This window comes from Ensifer sp. GW101-20A05, from assembly GCF_059424735.1.
Map to the genome: position 1 here is coordinate 12,523 of NZ_JBWKZT010000018.1, position 20,762 is coordinate 33,284.

Below are 20,762 nucleotides of genomic sequence, written 5' to 3' on the forward strand. Positions count from 1 at the left end.
GTGGCGACTTCAATCGAATCGGCGGCATTTCATCGGGAAACCCGCCAACAGGACGCAATTTTCCATGGAACGACCGCAGCTCCCCCCGGGCCTCCCCGGAGATATCGAAGTGAAGAAGGCCGAGGCGCGTGCGTGGTTCGAAGGGCTGCGCGACACCATCTGCGCTGCCTTTGAAGGTATCGAGGATGAACTGACCGGTCCCCTCTCCGATCGCGCGCCCGGGCGTTTCGTCGCCAAGGATTGGAGCCGGGACGATGGCAAGGGCGGCGGTGGCCGCATGTCGATGATGGAAGGCCGCGTCTTCGAAAAGGTGGGCGTCCACACCTCGACCGTCTTTGGTGAATTCTCGCCTGAATTCCGCAGCCAGATTCCGGGCGCCGCCGAGGATCCGCGCTTCTGGGCCTCCGGCATTTCGTTGATTGCCCACCCCGTGAACCCCAACGTGCCGGCCGTGCATATGAACACCCGCATGGTGGTGACGACGAGCAACTGGTTCGGCGGCGGCGCCGATCTGACGCCGGTGCTCGATCGTCGTCGCGTCATGACCGATGCGGACACGCAGCTCTTCCATCGCGCTATGGAAATCACCTGCAGCCGCCATGCGGTCGCCGACCACACCAAGTTCAAGACGTGGTGCGATGACTACTTCTTCCTGCCGCACCGCAACGAGCCGCGTGGCACCGGCGGCATCTTCTACGACTGGCTGCGCTCGTCGGAGGAACAGGGTGGCTGGGATGCGGACTTCGCCTTCACCCGCGACGTGGGCAAGGCCTTTGCCCTCGTCTACCCGAAGATCGTCCGCACCAACTTCAACATGCCCTGGACCGAGGAAGACCGGGATGAGCAGCTCGTGCGGCGCGGTCGCTACGTCGAGTTCAACCTGCTCTATGACCGCGGCACGATCTTCGGCCTGAAGACCGGCGGCAACGTGGAGTCGATCCTGTCGTCGCTGCCCCCGGTGGTGCGCTGGCCCTAAGACAAGCACAGAGAGCGTTTCGCCAGGCAAGAACGCTCTCGCCACCTCAACTGCAGATCCGCACCTTCTTAGGGATGACCCGGCCATAGGCGCCGTAGGTCTTGACGGTTTTGACGACGCAGCTCTGCCTGTAGCCATAGCTGTAGTTCCCGGCCTGCGCCGGTATGCCGAAGGCAAGTGCCATCGCTATCGCCAGAGCCATGGCGAAAAAAGAGCCGCGCATCGATATGTCCCCTGCATGCTGATCGTGACCGCGACAGATCCCGTCGCTTGAGGAGACACATGGCACGACTGAGGATTTCCCGCTGTTTCGAATGAAACAGGCGAACAAAGCGTGGCATCCAACGTTTCCTCTGCGTTGAGCGAGGTGGATGCCATGATTTTCAAGAAGCGAACATTCTACGGCGACGAGCCGGAGCGGCAGGCCGCGGATCACCCGGCCGAGCTCGAGCGCCGCGTTGCCCATTTTCTGGCGGTAGCCCCCGGCCTCGATGCCGCCGATCTCACGGTGACTGCCAAGGGCAACACGATCATCCTTGCCGGCTTCGTCGCGACCGCGGCCGAAGTTGCCCGCGCCGAAGAGGCAGCAAGGCACATGCAAGGCGTCGCGGAAGTGGTCAACCGGATCGAAATAGCCGGCGCAAAATAGAAGGCGTCAGATAGAGCCCAGCGTCCAGCTGACGATCTCGGCGGAAACGCTGGCAAAGGCCTGGTCCATCGCCTTGATGAAGGCCGGGTTGCCCGCACCCTTCACGCTGGCCGTGGCGCGAAACGCCTTTTGCACCCGCACCGTGCCATTGCGGTCGTTGAGGATTTTCGCGAAGATTTCGACAACGGCCGTATCTGCACCTTCCGTCGAGATCTCGAAGGCGCGGATTTCGGTGATGAGCTGGTAGTCGATCGCAAGGCCCTGGCCCGGCTTGCCGACGCCGCCGATCTTGCCGGTGTCTTCGAAGGCCTGCACGAGCTTCGATTGCACCAGCTTCGGCAGGCGGTCGCTCCATTGTGCCTTGGAGAGAAATTGCAGCTCGGAACCGGACAGGCGGATGACGACCTGGTCGCTGTCGAGCGCCTTCAGCGCCGTCGGCTCGGGCACCAGGATTTGTTTGCCGGTCGATGCCCGTCCTTCAACGAGAGGTGTAGCCGAAAGGCTGTACGTGTCGTTGACGGCTTTCGTACCGCAGCCGGCAAGTCCGGCTGCCAGCACGAAAATCAGGGCGGAGCGCCATGCTCCTGCTACTCGCACACCCACCAGCCCCGGAAAACTCATACTACCAATACCCTTGTCCCACACACCTTGGCGCGCCCTTGATCGAAAGCACACCGCTTGGCCCCACACCGGTCCTGCCGCCCCGAATCAGCGCCGGGTACGGCCATCATATTGCTTCACCGTCTCGCCGCCAAAGAGAAGACGCTGCGGGTTCTTGTCGAATGTGGAGATGGTGTTCTCCAGGCTCTGGACCGTACGCCGCGTATCGGTGACGAGTGCTTCGACGTCGCGCAGGCCCGAGCCCGAGAAGCGCTTGAGGTTGTCGGCGATCGGGCCGATCTGCGCATTGAGATTGTCGGCCATCTTGCGGAATGACGCGAGCGTCGCGCGGGCGTCAGCCGAAAGCGAAGGCGCATCCGCATCACCAAGGAAACCATCGACCTTGACGAGAATGCTGTCGACCCGGTTGGCAGAGGCGTTCAACTTGCTTGCCAACTGGGTGACATCGGTGATGGTACGGTCGATATCCTGCTGCCGCGCCGTGATCTTTTCGGCAAATGCGGAAATGTTGGCGACCGTCTTTCGGGCGTCTGCGGTCGCTGCTGTGATGTCGTTGACGACGAGCTCGACCTTCTCCTTGTCCACCGAGGCCACCAGCGTATCGACCCGCTCCAGCGTCTTCTGGGCGTTCTTGCCGAACTGGTCATAGGTCTCGACCGTTCGACGCAGCGCAGCAAGCGTCTCCGTCACTCCGCCCGAAGCCGCCTTCAGGTCGTTGCTGATCTGCTCGACGTTCGAAACGATGTGGTCGATCTTCTTCGGATCCACCGACTTCACCAGGGTCTCGGCAGCCTCGAGGGTCGAATCGAGTTTCTTGGAGGCTGCGCTGACCGAACCGGAAAGCTCCGTCACGCTTCTGAGGAAATCGTCAATCGCGCCGGAATTGTTGGCAAGCGCCGTCGAGAACGTCTCCGCATTGCCGATTGTTTTCGTCAGCGGGCCGCGCACATCGGTCACAAAACCCTGGATGTCGGTGATGGCGTCGTTGGCCCGGTCCATGATCTGGTCGGCAGTCGCCAGCAGGCTGGTAACGCTCGACTGATCCGCAAGGATGCGCGCCTGTGTGCCATTTTCGATCGCGGATCTCAGGATGTTCTCGTCGCCCTTGCGGCCGCCGCTGAGCTCGATATAGGCGGCGCCCGTCAGGCCCTGCACTTCCAGCGTCGCCTTGGTCGATTTCAGTACCGGCGCATCGATCGAAACCTCGGTGACGGCAATCGAATAGCGCGGGTCATTGGCGTCGATCGCAAGATTGCGCACCGTGCCGACGGGGATACCGTTGAAGCGCACCGGCGAACCGACGGAAAGACCGTTGGCGGAACCCGGAATATTGACCACCAGCTCGACCATCTCGCCGCTGCGGCCGTATTGCGACATCCAGTAGACGAAGCCGAATGCGGCCGCGATCACGAACACCGTGAAGAAACCGACAATGGCGTAGTTCGCTTTCGTTTCCATTCGTACCGACTACCTTCGTGGCCGCTTCACCGGCTCTTGCTCCGATCTCGACACGTGAGCGTCAAAACCGCCTTCTCGAAATCATTGATCGTTCCGCACGATCGAACGTGCCCGCTTGCCCCTGAAATAGGACTGCACCCAGGGGTCGTCGCAGGCCAGCATGTCCTCCACGGTCCCCTCGACCAGAACCTTCTTCTTGCCGAGAACCGCGATGCGGTCACAGACGGAAAACAGGCTGTCGAGGTCGTGAGTCACCATATACACGGTCAATCCCAGCGTGTCGCGCAGCTTGGCAATCAACTCGTCGAACTCGGCAGCCCCGATCGGATCGAGGCCCGAGGTCGGCTCGTCCAGGAAGACCAGGTCGGGATCGAGCGCCAGTGCGCGTGCGAGAGCCGCGCGCTTGATCATGCCACCCGAAAGCTCCGACGGGTATTTTTCCGCCGCTTCCGGCTCCAGGCCGACCAGCTCGATCTTCACCCGCGCCAGTTCGTCCATCAGGCTCTGCGGCAGGTCGAGATATTCCCGCATCGGCACCTGGATGTTCTCGCGCACCGTCAGCGCCGAAAAGAGCGCGCCATGCTGGAAGAGAACGCCGAGGCGCATGTCGAGCGCGATGCGCTCGGCTTCGGTGATCTTGTCGTAGTCGGCGCCCAAGATCTCGATCTTGCCGGAACGCTTCGCCAGCAACCTCAGCACAGTGCGCATCAGCACCGACTTGCCCGTGCCGGAAGCGCCGACGAAACCAAGGATCTCGCCGCGGTAGATTTCGAGGTTCAGCTTGTCGAGCACGATGTTGGAGCCGAAGCCCACCGTCAGGTCACGAACGGAAAGAACGGACTCCCGCCGGTTCGCCTCGGTCGCCTGGTACGCATCGTGCCGTTTTTCCAATGGGTTCACGCTGTTCTCCGCCTCAAAAATCGATTGACGCGTAAAACATGGCGAAGAGCCCGTCGATCAGGATCACCACGAAGATCGACTTGACCACCGAGGACGTCACGTGACGGCCAAGCGATTCCGCGCTGCCGCCGACCTTCAACCCCTCGACGGCCGCCACCACCCCGATGATCAGCGCCATGAACGGCGCCTTGATCATGCCGGCCGCGACGGACGAAAAATCGACCGCTTCCTGCAGACGGGCAAGGAAGGTAGGAATCGTAATGCCGGAATAGCCCCAGGCAACCAGGGCTGCACCGGTCAAGGCCGCGAAGTTCGCAATGATCGTCAGCAGCGGCAGAGCAACGGTGAGCGCGACGAGGCGCGGAAAGACGAGAACGCCGATCGGGCTCAGTCCCATTACCTTCAGTGCGTCGACTTCCTCGCGCATCTTCATCGAACCGATTTCGGCGGTAATGGCACTGCCGGAACGGCCGGCGATCATGATCGCCGTCAGGAGAACGCCGATTTCGCGCAATTGCAGGATGCCGACGAGATCGACAACGAAGACTTCCGCGCCGAAGTAACGGAGCTGGAACGCGCCCTGCTGCGCAATGATCGCACCGATCAGGAACGACATCAGCATGATGATCGGCACTGCCATCACGCCCATCCGGTCGATCTGGTGAACGATCGCCGCCGGCGAGACACCGCTGTGCCGCCCAAGCTTCAGCTGGGCGCCGCGCACCGCAGAGCCAAGAATATACATGGCAGCGACGATATCTTCCCAGGTCGCGATCATGACCTCGCCGACCGGCGCGAATATGCGCTGGAACAGCGGCACCCGCTCCTTGCCTTCATCGGGCGAACGCAGTTCTGCCGGCAAGGCGTCGATCAGCTCGACATAGCGCTGCCCGCCGTCGGCGAAGTGAACGTCATCTCTGGACGGCCCGACGACACGGGTCACGAAGCGGCGGATGATCCAGGCCCCGGCCGTATCCATCGCGGTCACGCCGGAGAGGTCGAACTGAGCGGCGCTGTCACCCTTGCGCGCGAGCTGGTCCAGCTTCGCCGCCATCGCCTCGGCTGTTTCATGCCGCCAGACGCCGGTGAAGACATAGCTTCGCTCGCCACCACTTTCGGCCAGCGCGACATCAGCGGTCATCTTGCGGGCAGGTTGCGACACGTGGCTTCTGTTTTCCCGAATTTCGACTGCATAATTCCCTGGATCGGGGTCGGTCTCAGGACAAATTTATGCAGCGGGCCTAAAGTGTTACAGCGAACTTTGCGCATCTCAACGCGCGCCGCCGTAAAGATTCGTAAATCCTTACACCGTCATAACCGCTCGTATCGTTGCTGTCACCCGAACCTTCGACCGGTGGCGATACCAGCCCTTCAGAATGCAGGCCGGAGACGTTTTCATGTCACTTTCTCTCGATGCAGCGGTGGAACATTTCCCGATCGCAGGCACCTTTACGATCTCGCGCGGCTCCAAGACGACGGCGAGCGTCGTTACTTGCCGAATCAGTGACGGCACCCACACCGGTTCCGGCGAGTGCGTGCCCTACGGCCGCTACGGTGAAACGATCGATTCAGTGTTGGCCGAGATCGCTTCCATTCGCCCGCGCATCGAGGCTGGCCTGACCCGTGTCGAACTGCAGCGCCAGATGAAACCAGGCGCCGCACGAAATGCCGTCGATTGCGCATTGTGGGACCTGGAGGCCAAACAGAAAAACAAGCCTGTTCATGCGCTTGCGGGCATAGCCTCACCCGACGCACTGACCACCGCCTACACGTTATCGCTCGCCGAGCCAGACACCATGCGCGAACAGGCGGCGAAATATGCCCACCGCGCACTCCTCAAGATCAAGGTCGGCACACCGGACGATGCCGCGCGTATCCGCGCCGTGCGGGCGGGCGCGCCCGAGAGCCGCATCATCCTCGATGCCAATGAGGGTTGGACGCCCGAAACCCTCGCCTATCATTTCGCAATCTGCGCCGAGGAACGGATCGACCTGATCGAACAGCCGCTGCCCGCCGGGCGCGACGAGGCGCTGGCGACGATCGCCCGCCCCGTGCCGATCTGCGCGGATGAAAGCGTGCACGCGACCGAGGACCTTGCCGCGCTCGTCGGCCGTTATGACGCGGTCAATATCAAGCTCGACAAGACCGGCGGCCTCACCGAGGCGTTGCGCATGCGTGATGACGCCGTATCCCTCGGCCTCAAGATCATGGTCGGCTGCATGGTCGGCAGTTCGCTAGCGATGGCCCCGGCGATCCTGGTTGCCCAGGGCGCCGATTTCGTCGATCTCGACGGGCCGCTGCTGCTCGCCGAAGACCGCACACCGGGCCTGCGCTACGAGGCTTCGCTCGTCTTCCCGCCGGAGCCGCGTCTCTGGGGCTGAAGATACCAGGCGGCAATCGCGAAGCAGCAGCCGGCAAAGGCGACGACCGACATCGAATAGAAGCCGTTCACGCCGTACCAGGCGTAGAAGTAGCCTGATAGGAACGTCAAGATCGCGGTGAAGATGCCGGTATAGAAGAAGTAGAGCCCCTGGGCGGACGCTTCCTGGGATTCCACCACCCGCTCGACCAACTTGTGCTGCATGCCGGTGTGCATGATCGCATAGGTGAAGGCGTGGAAGCACTGGAGCACGAAGTAGCCGCTGAAACCGAGATCCATCGGGAAGATGATCCAGCGCACCACGGCGAGCGAACAGCCCGACAGGATCATCACCCAGACGCTGAAACGGCGGCTGATCGCCTTGGCGAAGATGAACATCGTCACTTCGGCGGCCACGCCCGCGCTCCAGAGCAGGCCGATCTCGGTGCCGCTGTAGCCGATGTGCTGCCAGTAGATCGCCGAGAAGGCGAAAAGCATCGCGTGGCTGGCATTGACCAGCGTCACCCCGATCAGGAGCAGCTGCAGGTCGAGCTGCTTGAGCGACTTCGGCGGCGGCTCGGTGAGCGCGGTGATCGGCGACGGCCGGCGCGGCTTGCCGACGCGCGGCGCCGCATAGGCCATGGCAATCGTCAGGCCGAAACCGATCGCCATCGCCGGCAGCACCATGTCGCTGCCGAATATGCCGACCATCCAGCCACCGAGCATGGTTGCGCCGATGAAGGCGACCGAGCCCCAGAGCCGCATGTGGGCGTAGTCGAAGCCCCAGCGGCGGACGCCAGAAAGCGCGATCGCCTCGACGATCGGCACATAGGGCGAATAGACCGCCGATTGCAGCGTGTAGATGACCAGCACCGGCCAGAAGTCGCGGAAATAGAACAACACCAGAGCGGTTGCGAGCGACAGGAAGCCAGACCAGATCAGCACGATCGTCCGCTCGCCGAGGCGGTCGGCGATGACGCCGGCGATCGGCGCGGTGATGACGCGCACGAACATCGGCAGCGCCAGCACGACGCCGATCTCGAAGTCGCTCATCGAGAGCGTGCTGAGCCACATCGGAAAATACGGCATCGCGAAGCCGTTCACGATCAACGGCGCGCAAAAGAGCAAGGCTATGCGAAGCGCGAAATGGCGCGGCGGAGGGCCCACGGATGCGGGCGCTGAGGAGGGAATCATCGGCTGACCTGATGGCTGTGCTCAATCTCTAGCACAGCCCTGGCATGCCTCGCCATAACCTAGTTTTCGCGACAGAGCCGGTCTGTCGCCCTGGAGGTTCAGGCTGCGCGCTGGGTCAGCAATTGGGCAAGCAGCTTGTCGGCTTCACCAGAGGCGTCGCCCTCAAGGGCGCCACCGCGCATCTGATGCCAGGTGATGAGTTCCATCGTGCCATCGTGATGCTCGGCAATCGCCGTGCAGCTTTCCACCCAGTCACCGGTATTGATGTAGCGGATATCGCCGATGTCCTCGATGACGGCATGGTGGATGTGGCCGCAGATCACCCCTTGAGCGTCGTGGCGACGGGCTTCCTCGGCAACCACCTTCTGGAACTCGCCGATGAAGTTGACGGCATGCTTCACCTGGAGCTTGGCCCAGGAGGAGAACGACCAATAGGGCATGCCGAGGCGCCGGCGAATGGCGGCCAGGCCGATATTGATGGCGATCGCCGTGTCATAGGCCCAGTCGCCGAGATAGGCGAGCACACGGGCATTGCGCACCACCACGTCGAATTCGTCGCCATGCAGCACCAGATAGTTGCGGCCGTCCGCACCCTCATGCATGTAGCGCTGCGCCACCTCGATGCCGCCGAAGTGCACGCCGGGAAAATCGCGCAGGAACTCGTCGTGATTGCCGGGGATATAGACGATGCGGGTGCCCTTGCGGGCCTTGCGCAGAAGCTTCTGGACGACGTCGTTGCAGTTCTGCGGCCAGTACCAGCTGCGCTTCAGCCTCCAGCCGTCGACGATGTCGCCGACCAGCACAATCGTCTCCGCTTCGTGATGCCGCAGGAAATCGAGCAGGAAGTCCGTCTTGGCGGCCTTCGACCCGAGATGGACGTCGGAGATGAACAACGTCCTGAGCTTTCGTACGGACTTGTCTTGCTGCGCCGTCATGCCAGCCTCGTCTTTAATTACGCTTCCTGCCCCCGTGAAAACCAGACTCGTGTTTCAGGAAGATGACATGAGCGCCTTGCCGCCGGTCTGGCTGCTGAAATCAGCACGGCAAAACTGTACCTCGCTCCGAATTCATGCCAAAAGGCACGACCACGAATGAGGAATGTGAGAGCATGAACACGGGCGACAAGACGAAATCCCACATCGGTCCGGCCAGCGGCGACATCGACCAGCAGGCCCTTTTCTTCCACCGTTACCCGCGCCCGGGAAAGCTCGAAATCCAGCCCACCAAGCCGCTCGGCAACCAGCGCGATCTGGCACTCGCCTATTCGCCCGGCGTGGCCGCGCCATGCATCGCCATCCGCGACAACCCGGAAACGGCCGCCGACTACACGGCGCGCGCCAACCTGGTCGCCGTCATCTCCAACGGCACGGCCGTGCTCGGTCTCGGCAATATCGGGCCGCTCGCCTCCAAGCCGGTGATGGAAGGCAAGGCCGTCCTTTTCAAGAAGTTCGCCGGCATCGACGTCTTCGACATCGAGATCGACGCCTCGAGCATCGAGCGCATGGTCGACGTGATCTCGGCGCTGGAGCCGACCTTCGGCGGCATCAACCTTGAAGACATCAAGGCACCGGAATGTTTCGAGGTTGAGCGCCAGCTGCGTGAAAAGATGCAGATCCCGGTCTTCCATGACGACCAGCACGGAACGGCGATCATCGTTGCCGCCGCCATCCTCAACGGCCTGGAACTCGCCGGCAAGGATATCGCCAAGGCGAAGATCGTGACGTCGGGCGCCGGTGCGGCGGCACTCGCCTGCCTCAATCTGCTCGTCATCCTCGGCGCCAAGCGCGAGAACATCTGGGTCCACGACCTCGAGGGCCTCGTCTACAAGGGCCGCGAAGTGCTGATGGACGAGTGGAAGTCCATCTACGCCCAGGAGAGCGACAACCGCGTGCTCGCCGACAGCATCGGCGGCGCAGACGTCTTCCTCGGCCTTTCCGCTGCCGGCGTCCTGAAGCCGGAACTGCTGGTGCAGATGGCCGAAAAGCCGCTGATCATGGCGCTTGCCAACCCGACGCCGGAAATCATGCCGGAAGAGGCCCGTGCCGCCCGCCCGGATGCGATGATCTGCACCGGCCGCTCGGACTTCCCGAACCAGGTCAACAACGTTCTGTGCTTCCCGCACATCTTCCGCGGCGCGCTCGATTGCGGCGCAAGCACGATCAACGAAGAAATGAAGATGGCGGCGGTCCGCGCCATTGCCGGTCTTGCCCGCGAGGAGCCGTCCGACGTTGCCGCCCGCGCCTATTCCGGCGAAACCCCGGTCTTCGGCCCCGACTACCTGATCCCCTCGCCCTTCGATCAGCGTCTCATCCTGCGCATCGCGCCGGCCGTCGCCAAGGCGGCCGAGGAAAGCGGCGTCGCCACCCGTCCTATCCAGGATTATGACGCCTATCTCGACAAGCTGAACCGCTTCGTATTCCGCTCGGGCTTCATCATGAAGCCGGTGTTTGCCGCCGCGAAGAACGCCCAGAAAAACCGCGTGATCTTTGCCGAGGGCGAAGACGAGCGCGTGCTGCGCGCCGCCCAGGTGCTGCTGGAAGAAAGCACGGCCCGGCCGATCCTGATCGGGCGTCCGCAAATTATCGAGACGCGCCTGCGCCGTTATGGCCTGCGCATCCGTCCGGATGTCGATTTCGAAGTGGTGAACCCCGAAGGCGATCCGCGCTACCGCGACTATGTCGAGGATTACTTCGCCCTTGTCGGACGCCTCGGCGTCATCCCGGAAGCGGCCCGTACGATCGTGCGCACCAATACGACGGTGATCGGTGCGCTTGCAGTCAAGCGCGGCGAAGCCGATGCGCTGATCTGCGGCGTCGAAGGCCGGTACTCCAGGCACATGCGCGACGTTTCGCAGATCATCGGCAAGCGTGAAGGCGTGCTCGACTTCTCGGCGCTCAGCCTGCTGATCTCGCAGCGCGGCGCGACCTTCTTCACCGACACCTATGTCAGCTACTGCCCGAGCGCCGAGGAGATCGCGCAGACAACCGTCATGGCCGCGCAGGAAATCCGCCGCTTCGGCATCACCCCGCGTGCAGCGCTCGTCTCGCATTCGAACTTCGGTTCGCGCGATTCGGAAAGCGCCACCAAGATGCGCAAGGCGCTTCAGCTCGTGCGCGAACTCGCACCCGATCTCGAAGTCGACGGCGAAATGCACGGCGATGCGGCGATCTCGGAAGCGCTGCGCCAACGCGTCATGCCGGACAGCAGCCTGCCGGGCGAAGCCAACCTCCTGGTCTTCCCCAATCTCGATGCCGCCAACATCACGCTCGGCGTCGTCAAGACCATGACCGACAGCCTGCATGTCGGTCCGATCCTGCTGGGTTCGGCGCTTCCCGCGCACATCCTTTCGCCTTCGGTCACATCGCGGGGTGTCGTCAACATGGCGGCCCTCGCGGTCGTCGAAGCCAGCCATCCGGGCTGACATGATACCGCGGAGATCGCCTTCGATCTTCGCAGATATCAGGCGCCAGACCGGCGCCCCCAATGCCATATCCAGACGTCGCGCAATTGTTGAGCGCGACGCTCTATCGCCCGAGAATCACAGCGGAATCATCCTCTGCTGCCCGCTCGCGCGATCCGGTCGCAAGAACCGGCAATCGAAAATTGCAAAATTGGCATCACACACCAAACGGGTAAGTTTGCGCTGGACAAAAGGTGAACCTCTAACCATGCTGTGGCTTCGGACGAGATTCGGTGTTGTGGCATGACTGAGCAGCAGGCTGTCCTCGACATGCTGGAAATCCTGGAAGGCGGGGGCTGTGTCGAGCCCGCTCATTTCTTTACGCTGATGCGCCGCACGTTCCGCATTGCCCATCTCCTGTACCTCGAAGCCGAGCCCTATGCGGACGAGCTCAAGATCTGCCGCCTGCATCACACCTTCGGCGCCTATGCCGCCGAGATCTACCGTTCGCGCGGCCTTCACCGAATCGATCCGATCCTGAAGCTCGCGCTTGGCGGCGTGCGCCCGGTGGAATGGACGATGGCGCGACATCGGTTCCCGGAATGCGAGCCTTTGTTCCAGGCCGCGCAGGAAATCGGCATTTCCACCGAGGGCGTTGCCTTGCCGCTGCCATCGCCCGCAGGTCGGACGGCGCTGCTGGCAATCAACGTCAACATGCCGGCCGACGAATGGACGGCCTATCGGCGCCAACATCTGCGCGATTTCCAGCTCGCCGCGAATCTCTTCCATGCGGCCATGCTGGAACATGGCGCAATGGCCGGCGGCCTTTCGGCGCGTGACATGCGCCTCACCGGTCGCGAAACCGAGGTTTTGACCTGGGCCGCCGCCGGCAAGAGCTATTGGGAAATCGCCACTATCCTCGGCATTTCCGAACGCACCGTGCGCTTCTTCATGACCAATGCGAGGCGCAAGCTGAATGTCGTCTCCAACACGCAAGCCGTCGCCCAAGCCGTCCGCCATGCACTGATCCCCACCGTTTGACGCAGCTCGCGCCAAGGCCCTCCCAAAACCCCTCGAAATCTAGTGGGAAATATCGCTGATTTAAACTGTCACTACCGACAGTTACGCGACCGCCGCCAGCCTGACAGCATCCGCCCATCCCAAGACAAGGATGGAGAAAAAGATGATCAGGATCCTGAACGGAAAGACCCGAGCACAGCACCCGCGGGCCGTCGACGACATGTTCCGGCTGCGCAAGCGGGTCTTCCACGATTTCCTGAAATGGGACGTTCAGACGGACGGCGCATGGGAAATCGACAACTACGACACGGCGAACCCGCTCTACGTGCTGTCCTACGCTCCCGACGGCCGGCTGCGTGGCTCGCTGAGGCTGCTGCCGACGCTCGGTCCCAACATGCTGGACGATACCTTCCCGATCCTGCTCGGCGACAATCCGGAAATCCGCAGCGCCTCGGTGTGGGAATCGAGCCGCTTCTGCATTGAGCCTGAGATTTCGCAGGACCGCGCCTCCAATCAGGTGACGATCGCCGCCGCCGAGTTGATGTGCGGTGTCGGCGAACTCGGTCTCGCCTCCGGCATCAGCCACATCGTCACGGTCACCGACGTGTTCCTGGAGCGCATGTTCCGCCGCATGGGATGCCCGGGCGAGCGCATTGCCGAACCCCATCGCATCGGCTCGGTCTTCGCCGTTGCCGTCGCCTGGGAAGTGACTAACGACCTGCTTCAGCGCATGAAGGCCATTGCCGCCATCGAAGGCACCGTTCTCGAACGCCCGATGTCGCTCGAAACCGCCCGCGCCGCTTGAGTGCCTCGGCCGGCCGGAGCCGTTAACGCAAACCGCCGCTTGTCGTTGCACGATCACCGACAAGTTCTATGATGGAGGTGAAACAGGAATTGCCGCTGGCAGCCGCCCATATCAGAAGGCCGGCATCATGCGGCAGCAGGAAGAGACTTCGCCCGTGTTCCCGCGCTTGAAACACGTCGCTGCGGTGCTTGTGCCGCTGGCCCTGGTCGGTGCCGATCCTTCGCTGGCATCGACCGTGTGCGACCGGCTGAATACCCGGCTTGCGCAACTGCCCGACATGGTCGCCACCACTGCGGATGCCCGGGACTATGCCAGCGCCATCTCACGACAGAATATCGAGCTGCGCCGGGCGAAGAACGACCGCCGCCGCGCGGGCTGCGGTGGCGGCAGCGTCGTCACCTTCGATGGCGGCGACCCCGACAGCTGCGGGGAGCTCGACAGCCTCATCGCCGAGATGGAAGACAATCTGCGCATGCTGAAGTCGGAGCGCGAGCAGATCGTCGCCGGCGGCAGCGAAGACAGCCGCCGCCGCATCCTTGCCGCGCTTGAAATCAACGGCTGCTACAGCGACAGCGAGGAGTTCGCCAGCGTCGAGCCCGAAGAGCCCGAAACGCACCGCAACATCATTGCCGACCTGCCACCTGAGGACGCCTACGGGCCGATGCTCGGGCATAACGAAGACAGTTATGCGCCGCAGGATGGCTATTACCGCGGAACGTTGCGGACCATGTGCGTGCGCACCTGCGACGGCGCCTTCTTTCCGATCTCCTCGGATGCGACGCCGGCCGACTTCCCGCGTGACGAACAGGCCTGCCGGGCGCGCTGCCCTGGCGCCGAAACGGAACTCTACTTCCACGATATCAACACGGAAGAGAGCGAACAGATGGTCTCGGCCGTGACCGGGCTACCCTATACCGAAATGCCCAATGCGTTTGCCTATCGCACCCGCGGCATCAGCAAGCCTGGCATGTGCGGCTGCCAGATGCCGCAGACTGCCGCAACCTCGCCGAAGACGACCGGCACCAAGATCGGCGACGATCAGTCGTCCATCGTCGTGATCGAAACCAAGAAACCGGCGGACACCACGACCGCCAAGGCGCCGGCCGAGGAGCGGCCCTACGACCCGTCCAAGAACAAGGTGCGCGTCGTCGGCCCGACCTTCCTGCCGCAGGAAGAAACCTCGATCGACCTGAAGCACCCGAAGGGACCGGCCTATCAACCGGTCCAGAACTGATCCTGGCGCCGCCTTAAAGCGCGTCGCGATCTTTTAGATTCGCTCATTGCACTTTAAGTTTTTGATACTTCGCACGTCGTTATCGCAAAACCGCTGCGCACTTTTGCGAGACGGGTTTTAGGAACTCTCGCCGCAGTTCCCCCAGCCTTCCTCAAACACCAGCTCTTCCAGCGGCAGGCGTTGCCGCCATCCCTTCACCGCCAGTTCGGGCTGCTGGTAAAGGCGATCGACATAACCGAGGCAGAGCCAGGCGACGATCTCGATATGATCGGGAATGCCGAGGATCGCCTTGATCTCGGCCTCGTGAAAGATGCTGACCCAGCCGACGCCAACTCCTTCGGCGCGGGCCGCAAGCCACAGGTTTTGCACGGCGCAAACCGTCGAATAGACATCCATCTGCGGATTGTGCGTGCGGCCGAGAACGACGGCGCCGCCGCGCGTGCGGTCACAGGTGACGCAAATGCTGAGCGGTGCTTTGCGAATGCCTTCGAGTTTTAGCGAGCGGTATTTGGTCTGCTGCTCTGCCTCGAACATCAGCGCCGCCTCATCATTGGCGCGGCGAAACGCCTGCCAGACGCGCTCGCGCGTTTCTGCCCCCCGCACCAGTACGAAATTCCAGGGCTGCATGAAGCCAACCGACGGCGCACTGTGCGCCGCCGTAAGCAGGCGTTTCACCAGATCGTCGGGAAGAGGCTCTGCCAAGAATTCGTCGCGCACGTCGCGGCGTGTTTCGATAGCGCGGTAGACAGCCTCCCGCTCATCCAGCGAGAAGGCACCGGCAGCCGCAAGGCCGCCCTTCGGTTCAGTCAGCATCGTTCGATCCCCAACAATGCGAAAACCTCCCGCCGTCCGCGCGGGGTTCGGTCTATCTCGCCAGGCCGGTCTTCTGACTTCGGTTCAACCGGTCGCCTCACCTTCCCAGATCGATTTAAGATCCAGTGGCAAAACCTTGAATCAATTCAAGGCACTTGTAGAGGCGACCGTCCCCGTCACAGCGTTGGGCACGTTCCGGAATGACACCGGATTCCCGATTCTCCCGCTTGCGCGGGCACCTGACGGCGTCATAAGGGCACAGCCACTAGCGAAAGACAAGCGCCCGTCAGAGCGGGATGAGGAAAAGTGCACGCAGTTTTCCGCCCGCATTCCGCTCTAACTTCTAAGGACCGATCACGTTTATGATTTTGGATCGATCCGACCCAAAATCATCGTGATCTAGAGCGGCGCCACCGGATGGGGCGAACCGTCATAGCCGCCCCAGACCGATTGGTCGAAGCAGATCACCGATCCGGTCATCAGCCCGGATTCCGCCGAAGACAGGTAGGCGCAGGCTCGCGCCACCTCGGCCGGATCGACGAGCCTGCCGAAGGGTTGGCTGGCGGCCGCCTTTTCGAGCCAATCCGCGGCAGCGCCGTGAAATTCGCGCTGGATGCGGTCCTCGCCTTCGGAAGCCATCCAGCCGATATTCAGGCCGTTGACGCGGATGCGGTTGCGCAGAAGCGCATAGGCAGTGTTCTTGGTCAGCGTCTCCAGAGCGCCTTTCGACGAGCAATAGGCCGCAATGAAGGGCTGCCCGGCCATTGCCGACATCGAGCCGATATTGACGATGGTGCCTTCCGTTCGCTCGCGCCGCATCACCTTCACCGTCTCCTGCATCAGGAAGAACGGCGCCCGCACATTGATGGCGAACATCCGGTCGAAGAGTTCCGGTGTCGTGTCCAGGATCGTGCCGCGATCGGTGATGGCGGCGGCATTGACCAGCGCATCGACCCGACCGAATTCCGCATCGCAGGCGGCAACGACCTTGCGCGCGTCGTCCACCTTTTCAAGATCGGCCTCGACATAGACCACTTTCGCGGCGCTGGCCTTGCCGATTTGCTCGGCCTTCGCCCGCCCCTTGGCGGCGTTGCGCCCACAAATGACGATGCCTGCCGCACCGCGTTCGGCGAATAGGCCGGCGATCGTTGCGCCCAGCCCTTGCGTGCCGCCGGTGACGATGGCGATCTTGCCTTGCATCTGTCCGTTCATCGAGTTCCTCCCTCGCAAATGATGATGTGAAACAGCTACGGCTCAGGAGCGAAATGCGCCGGGAGCCTGTCAATTGTGAGACTGACCCGTCAACTCAGCTTGCGCTTCGCCTGCGCGTCGAGTGAGGCCCGAAAATCCTGCTCGCTTGCTCCCGCGGCAAGCGCCTCGCGCATCAACTGCGCCTGGGTCTTTGGCGCCAGCCCGCCAAGCGGCGGATCGCGGTCGAGATTGGTTGGGAAGGAATAGCCCTCGGCGCAGGACGCGATGGCATTGGCCGCTTCTGCATTGGTCAGTTTGCCCCCGCCAAGCAAAACCTTCAACGCCGGATAGAGCGTCGCGCTCATCGTCAGCCGATCGACCGTTTCCATCGCCCGGCCAAAGGCCGAGGACACCTGCAGCAGGTTCGCCACGCGACGGATGTCGGTGGAGCGGTTGTTGCCGGCGGCGTGGAAGAGCGCCGGATTGAAGAAGACCACATCGCCCTTCTCGAGCGGAAGCTGGACATGATGCTCGTCGAAATAGGCTCGGAACTCGGGCCGATTGAGCGCCAGATAACCCGGCACATAGGTCTGGCTATAGGGCAGGAACAGGGTCGGCCCGCTTTCAAGCGGCATGTCGCAATGGGCGACCGCGCCCTGCAGCGTCAGCACCGGCGAGAGCTTGTGGACATGCGCTGGATAGCGCTCGATCACCGCGGCGGTCTGGAAGCCGAGATGGTAGTCCCGGTGCGCCGATTGTGCCGCGCCGCCCGGATTGACGCGGTTCACCTGCGCCGTCATCTGGTAATTCGGCCCAAGCCAGGCTTCGCTGACAAGCGCAATGATGGCATTGCCGTAGTAGGCGGCAAAATTCGCCGGCGCCTTCAGGCAGTGCTTTTCCAGCGAGTTCCAGATGCGATCATTGGCGCCAGGCTTGGCGAAGTGGTCGCCGCCGCCGCTGTTGCTGCGATGCTGCTCCTCGATGATCTCGTCGAAGACGGTGCTCGCGACATCCACCGCGGCGGTATCGGCAAAGGCGCGCTTGAACACCGCCACACCCGGGCCGGTCGCCAGCGCCTCACAGATTTCGGCAAGCACCGCCCGCCGCGTTTCTGCATCGCCGCAGGCGGCAATCAGCTCGTCGCTGTTGTAGATCAACACGTTCTGGTCGCAGCTCGAAGCATAGGGATAGTCGGCCAGGCTGGTCCGGCGCTCGACCTCCGCCCGGAACGCCTCGATATCGCAGGCCGCTTCGGTGAGCCAGATGCGCTCGATCCGCTGCCTCGCCCTGTTGTCGGTCTTCATCGCGTTTCCTCCTCCGGAACATCTTGATGGGCACGACTATAGGCGGCGGCAAAACATGATATAGAGCAGGAATCCATCAAAAATCCATCAGGAGAGCAGCGGCGGTGGCCCATCCCTTTCTGGTCAAGGACATCGCCTTTCAGGCCGGTCTCAGCACCGCGACGGTCGATCGCGTACTCAACGAGCGCCCGGGTGTCCGCCGCCAGACCGTCGCCAGGGTTCGCGCAGCCATCGAGGAACTGGAGAAGCAGCAGGCGGGACTCGACATTCAAGGCCGCAAGTTCGCGATCGATATCGTCATGGAGGCGCCGGAGCGCTTTACCGATGCGGTACGACGGGCCTTTGAAAGCGAAGCCATGACACTGGCGCCGACGAGCTTTCGCTGCCGTTTTCACTTCGCCGAGACCATGCGGCCGCAGGACATCGTGCAACTGCTCGGCCGCATCCGCCTGCGCGGAACCGACGGGCTGGTATTGAAGGCGCCGGATGTGCCCGAGATCGTTGGCGCCGTCGCACGCTTCGAGACAGGCGGCATTCCCGTCGTGACGCTGGTGACCGACCTTCCCAACTCCCAGCGCACCGCCTATGCGGGCGCCGACAACCGGGCGGCCGGAGAAACGGCTGCCTATCTGATTGGCGAACGCTTTGCAGGTGCCGCGGCCACGGTCCTCGTGACGCTATCCAGCGGCCGCTTCCGCGGCGAGGAAGAGCGGGAGATCGGCTTTCGCCGAGTGCTGCGTCAGCACTATCCGACAATCAGGATCGTCGAGATCAGCGAGGGGCATGGTCGCGATAGCGAAACCGGCGCGCTGGCGGACGCAGCGCTCGCCGCCAACCCCGACATCAATGCCGCCTATTCGATCGGCGGCGGCAACCGCTCGGTGCTGGCAGCCTTCGATCGTCTCAACCGCAACTGCGCGCTCTACATCGCCCATGATCTCGACAATGACAATCTGGCGCTGCTGCGCGCGCGGCGCATTCATTTCGTCCTGCATCACGACCTGAAGACCGACGCGCGCACGGCCTTCCGCACCATCATGCTTTACGGCCGCGTGCCGTCCGCCGCAGTCGGCCCTCAGCTTTCGGCCGTGGTGGTCATCACGCCCTATAACGTACCGGAGTAGAAAAATCGCCCAGGCCGCTTGGCCCGGCGGTTGGCTGCTCGCCGGTGGTTTCACCCGGCAGCACCGTATCGTCAGCGGTATCGACGCGGTTACGGCCACGTCGCTTGGCAAGATAGAGCGCCTCATCTGCCGCCAGCAGCAAGGCACGCGCGGTCAAACCATGGCGCGGCGCGAAGGCGATGCCGGCGCTGCCGCCGACGACCAGCAGCTGGCCGTTGAACCCAACCGGTGTCTGCGCATCGGCGACAAGACCGGCCGCAAGCCCACGGGCTTCGGCCTCGCTGCAATCGCCGAGGATGATTGCGAACTCGTCGCCGCCGAGCCGTGCCACAGTACCCTTGGGTCCGGCGCGGTTTCGGAAACGCTCGGCCATAGCGACAAGAACAGCGTCGCCTGCCGCATGACCATAGCGGTCGTTGACCGCCTTGAACGCGTCGAGGTCGGCATAGACGAGCGTGAACGGGTGCGTCTTTGCCTTCAACAGCGCCGCTGCCAGCATGTCGTCGAAACCGCTGCGATTGAGCAGCCCCGTCAGCCGATCGTGCTTGGCGAGATGCCGGTTGAGCGCCTCGCTCTGCTGCAAGGCGGCAAAGAGCGTCGAGAAGCGGAAGGCAACGAACGCCATCAGTAGCGCTGCGACGATTGCCATCACGATGACGCTCGGTAGCAACTCGGCGCGCACGAACCCGCCAGGAGATTGCGGCATCCAAGCCGCCACCAGACAGGAGGCGTCGGAACAGCGGCCGACCGATGTGTAAACGCTGCCCTCCGGCCGCTCGGTCAATGGCACGAAAGCAAGCCCCCGGACGCCCAAACGCGCCGCGATCTCTCGCGTCATCTTGGCCGTCACCGGTCGCACCGAAACCATGAGCACCGGTGCCCGGCGCTCCGCTGGAACGACCAGCGTTTCCGGGATGACCGCCTGCACCACCGCGACGCTCATGCGCCCGTCGATCTCACGCAAGTCCATGGCGTGGATCCCGGGTACGGACGGCATCAGCGATTGCGGGTCGGGCGTCACGACATCCAGCACGTAGGAGCCGTGGTTGTTTCTGAGCACATTATCGTAACGGCGTTTGGCCTCGTCGAGCAGGTCATCGACCTCTTCGAGCGGGACACGGGCCGTCTCGCTCGGCACGGCAACACCGTCCTTCAACACAGTCGACGTGCTGTGATCCACGTCCGTCATGATCAGCCAGGAGAAGCCGTAGTCTTCCCACAGCCAGCCCGACAGCTCGTCCGCAACGAATGCGTCGCTGAAGTGCCCCTTGGCCAGTTCTTCGTAGGTCTTGTCCCAGAAGGAAAGCTGCGCCTGAAACTGAACGACGGCATCCATCTGGTGGCGCAGTTCGGTTGCCACCAGCCGGCGCTCCGCCGAAAGGCCGAAGCGATCCGCCTCGGCGACGGACCGATCCAGAACGAAAATGAGGCTCGCGATGATCAGAACCGCGACCAGCGTGCAGGCGGCATGGATCGCCCAAACCGTTCTGCTCCGCTTCGCCAGCCGCAAAGTCTTGTCCATGATGCGATCGCCCCCTCGTCCGGCCGGCTGTCGCGCGCATTCTCGCGCCTCTCCAAGCGCGATACGCAGCCACGGCGGCCAACTTGGGCAGCACCGTAGCGATCAAAATCAAAGTTTGGCTTAAATAAGCTGGTGTTGAAATACTTAACGATTTCAACCGGCTGAATCCGCCAGCAATCAGCAGTCGCAGGC

Annotated in this window: 19 protein-coding genes and 1 riboswitch; of the genes, 8 read left to right on the forward strand and 11 right to left on the reverse strand. The window is 62.8% G+C overall.

What is annotated here, in order from left to right; all coding sequences use genetic code 11:
- Positions 1 to 64 precede the first annotated feature (64 nt).
- Positions 65 to 976, forward strand: coding sequence for an oxygen-dependent coproporphyrinogen oxidase (gene hemF / locus AC070A_RS29380; RefSeq protein ID WP_113737244.1), 912 nt, complete (start codon positions 65 to 67; stop codon positions 974 to 976).
- A 46-nt stretch (positions 977 to 1,022) separates the two neighbouring features.
- Here the strand turns inward: hemF and AC070A_RS29385 are convergent, their stop codons facing one another.
- Positions 1,023 to 1,199, reverse strand: a complete 177-nt coding sequence (locus tag AC070A_RS29385; RefSeq protein ID WP_156433193.1) for a hypothetical protein — start codon at positions 1,197 to 1,199, stop codon at positions 1,023 to 1,025.
- Positions 1,200 to 1,352: 153 nt separating this feature from the next.
- Here AC070A_RS29385 and AC070A_RS29390 point away from each other — a divergent pair, with 153 nt between their 5' ends.
- Positions 1,353 to 1,625 (forward strand): BON domain-containing protein, encoded by a 273-nt coding sequence (locus AC070A_RS29390; RefSeq protein ID WP_058324195.1) that lies wholly within the window; start codon positions 1,353 to 1,355, stop codon positions 1,623 to 1,625.
- 6 nt (positions 1,626 to 1,631) lie between these two features.
- Here AC070A_RS29390 and AC070A_RS29395 read toward each other — a convergent pair whose 3' ends face one another.
- From AC070A_RS29395 to AC070A_RS29410, 4 genes are all read right to left on the reverse strand, one after another.
- A complete protein-coding gene (locus AC070A_RS29395) occupies positions 1,632 to 2,246 on the reverse strand; it encodes an ABC-type transport auxiliary lipoprotein family protein (RefSeq protein WP_058324090.1) in 615 nt (204 codons plus the stop codon).
- A gap of 87 nt (positions 2,247 to 2,333) precedes the next feature.
- Positions 2,334 to 3,704 (reverse strand): MlaD family protein, encoded by a 1,371-nt coding sequence (locus AC070A_RS29400; protein ID WP_057248888.1) that lies wholly within the window; start codon positions 3,702 to 3,704, stop codon positions 2,334 to 2,336.
- Between the two features lie 81 nt (positions 3,705 to 3,785).
- A complete protein-coding gene (locus AC070A_RS29405) occupies positions 3,786 to 4,595 on the reverse strand; it encodes an ABC transporter ATP-binding protein (protein WP_113737245.1) in 810 nt (269 codons plus the stop codon).
- Between the two features lie 22 nt (positions 4,596 to 4,617).
- The gene (locus AC070A_RS29410) at positions 4,618 to 5,745 is read right to left on the reverse strand and encodes an ABC transporter permease (RefSeq protein ID WP_082641105.1); all 1,128 of its coding nucleotides are present in this window, start codon (positions 5,743 to 5,745) and stop codon (positions 4,618 to 4,620) included.
- Between the two features lie 256 nt (positions 5,746 to 6,001).
- Here AC070A_RS29410 and dgcA point away from each other — a divergent pair, with 256 nt between their 5' ends.
- The gene (dgcA, locus tag AC070A_RS29415; RefSeq protein WP_113737246.1) at positions 6,002 to 6,985 is read left to right on the forward strand and encodes an N-acetyl-D-Glu racemase DgcA; all 984 of its coding nucleotides are present in this window, start codon (positions 6,002 to 6,004) and stop codon (positions 6,983 to 6,985) included.
- On the opposite strand, the gene AC070A_RS29420 is transcribed toward dgcA, so the two are convergent.
- Both AC070A_RS29420 and AC070A_RS29425 read right to left on the reverse strand, forming a co-directional pair.
- Positions 6,937 to 8,157 (reverse strand): MFS transporter, encoded by a 1,221-nt coding sequence (locus AC070A_RS29420; protein WP_113737247.1) that lies wholly within the window; start codon positions 8,155 to 8,157, stop codon positions 6,937 to 6,939. The two genes, dgcA and AC070A_RS29420, sit on opposite strands and share 49 nt — an antisense overlap.
- 98 nt (positions 8,158 to 8,255) lie before the next feature.
- Positions 8,256 to 9,092: a UDP-2,3-diacylglucosamine diphosphatase gene (locus AC070A_RS29425; RefSeq protein WP_113737248.1), complete on the reverse strand. Its 837-nt coding sequence runs from the start codon at positions 9,090 to 9,092 to the stop codon at positions 8,256 to 8,258.
- Between the two features lie 173 nt (positions 9,093 to 9,265).
- Here AC070A_RS29425 and AC070A_RS29430 point away from each other — a divergent pair, with 173 nt between their 5' ends.
- The 4 genes from AC070A_RS29430 (at position 9,266) to AC070A_RS29445 (ending at position 14,616) form a co-directional block, all read left to right on the forward strand.
- Complete coding sequence (locus AC070A_RS29430; protein WP_057248882.1) at positions 9,266 to 11,578, forward strand: NADP-dependent malic enzyme; 2,313 nt, start codon at positions 9,266 to 9,268, stop codon at positions 11,576 to 11,578.
- Between the two features lie 282 nt (positions 11,579 to 11,860).
- Positions 11,861 to 12,598: a helix-turn-helix transcriptional regulator gene (locus tag AC070A_RS29435; RefSeq protein ID WP_057248881.1), complete on the forward strand. Its 738-nt coding sequence runs from the start codon at positions 11,861 to 11,863 to the stop codon at positions 12,596 to 12,598.
- A gap of 142 nt (positions 12,599 to 12,740) precedes the next feature.
- The gene (locus tag AC070A_RS29440; RefSeq protein WP_058328281.1) at positions 12,741 to 13,382 is read left to right on the forward strand and encodes an acyl-homoserine-lactone synthase; all 642 of its coding nucleotides are present in this window, start codon (positions 12,741 to 12,743) and stop codon (positions 13,380 to 13,382) included.
- A gap of 127 nt (positions 13,383 to 13,509) precedes the next feature.
- The gene (locus AC070A_RS29445) at positions 13,510 to 14,616 is read left to right on the forward strand and encodes a DUF2865 domain-containing protein (protein WP_113737249.1); all 1,107 of its coding nucleotides are present in this window, start codon (positions 13,510 to 13,512) and stop codon (positions 14,614 to 14,616) included.
- 117 nt (positions 14,617 to 14,733) lie between these two features.
- Here the strand turns inward: AC070A_RS29445 and bluB are convergent, their stop codons facing one another.
- From bluB to AC070A_RS29460, 3 genes are all read right to left on the reverse strand, one after another.
- Positions 14,734 to 15,429, reverse strand: coding sequence for a 5,6-dimethylbenzimidazole synthase (gene bluB, locus AC070A_RS29450; RefSeq protein ID WP_112996095.1), 696 nt, complete (start codon positions 15,427 to 15,429; stop codon positions 14,734 to 14,736).
- Between the two features lie 46 nt (positions 15,430 to 15,475).
- A riboswitch (cobalamin riboswitch) is annotated at positions 15,476 to 15,687 on the reverse strand.
- A 141-nt stretch (positions 15,688 to 15,828) separates the two neighbouring features.
- Positions 15,829 to 16,641, reverse strand: a complete 813-nt coding sequence (locus AC070A_RS29455; RefSeq protein ID WP_113737250.1) for an SDR family oxidoreductase — start codon at positions 16,639 to 16,641, stop codon at positions 15,829 to 15,831.
- An 89-nt stretch (positions 16,642 to 16,730) separates the two neighbouring features.
- Complete coding sequence (locus tag AC070A_RS29460; protein ID WP_113737251.1) at positions 16,731 to 17,924, reverse strand: phytanoyl-CoA dioxygenase family protein; 1,194 nt, start codon at positions 17,922 to 17,924, stop codon at positions 16,731 to 16,733.
- 104 nt (positions 17,925 to 18,028) lie between these two features.
- Here AC070A_RS29460 and AC070A_RS29465 point away from each other — a divergent pair, with 104 nt between their 5' ends.
- Positions 18,029 to 19,048 (forward strand): LacI family DNA-binding transcriptional regulator, encoded by a 1,020-nt coding sequence (locus tag AC070A_RS29465; RefSeq protein WP_113737252.1) that lies wholly within the window; start codon positions 18,029 to 18,031, stop codon positions 19,046 to 19,048.
- On the opposite strand, the gene AC070A_RS29470 is transcribed toward AC070A_RS29465, so the two are convergent.
- Positions 19,023 to 20,570, reverse strand: a complete 1,548-nt coding sequence (locus tag AC070A_RS29470; protein ID WP_492384624.1) for a sensor domain-containing diguanylate cyclase — start codon at positions 20,568 to 20,570, stop codon at positions 19,023 to 19,025. The genes AC070A_RS29465 and AC070A_RS29470 overlap by 26 nt on opposite strands.
- Positions 20,571 to 20,762: the final 192 nt, after the last annotated feature.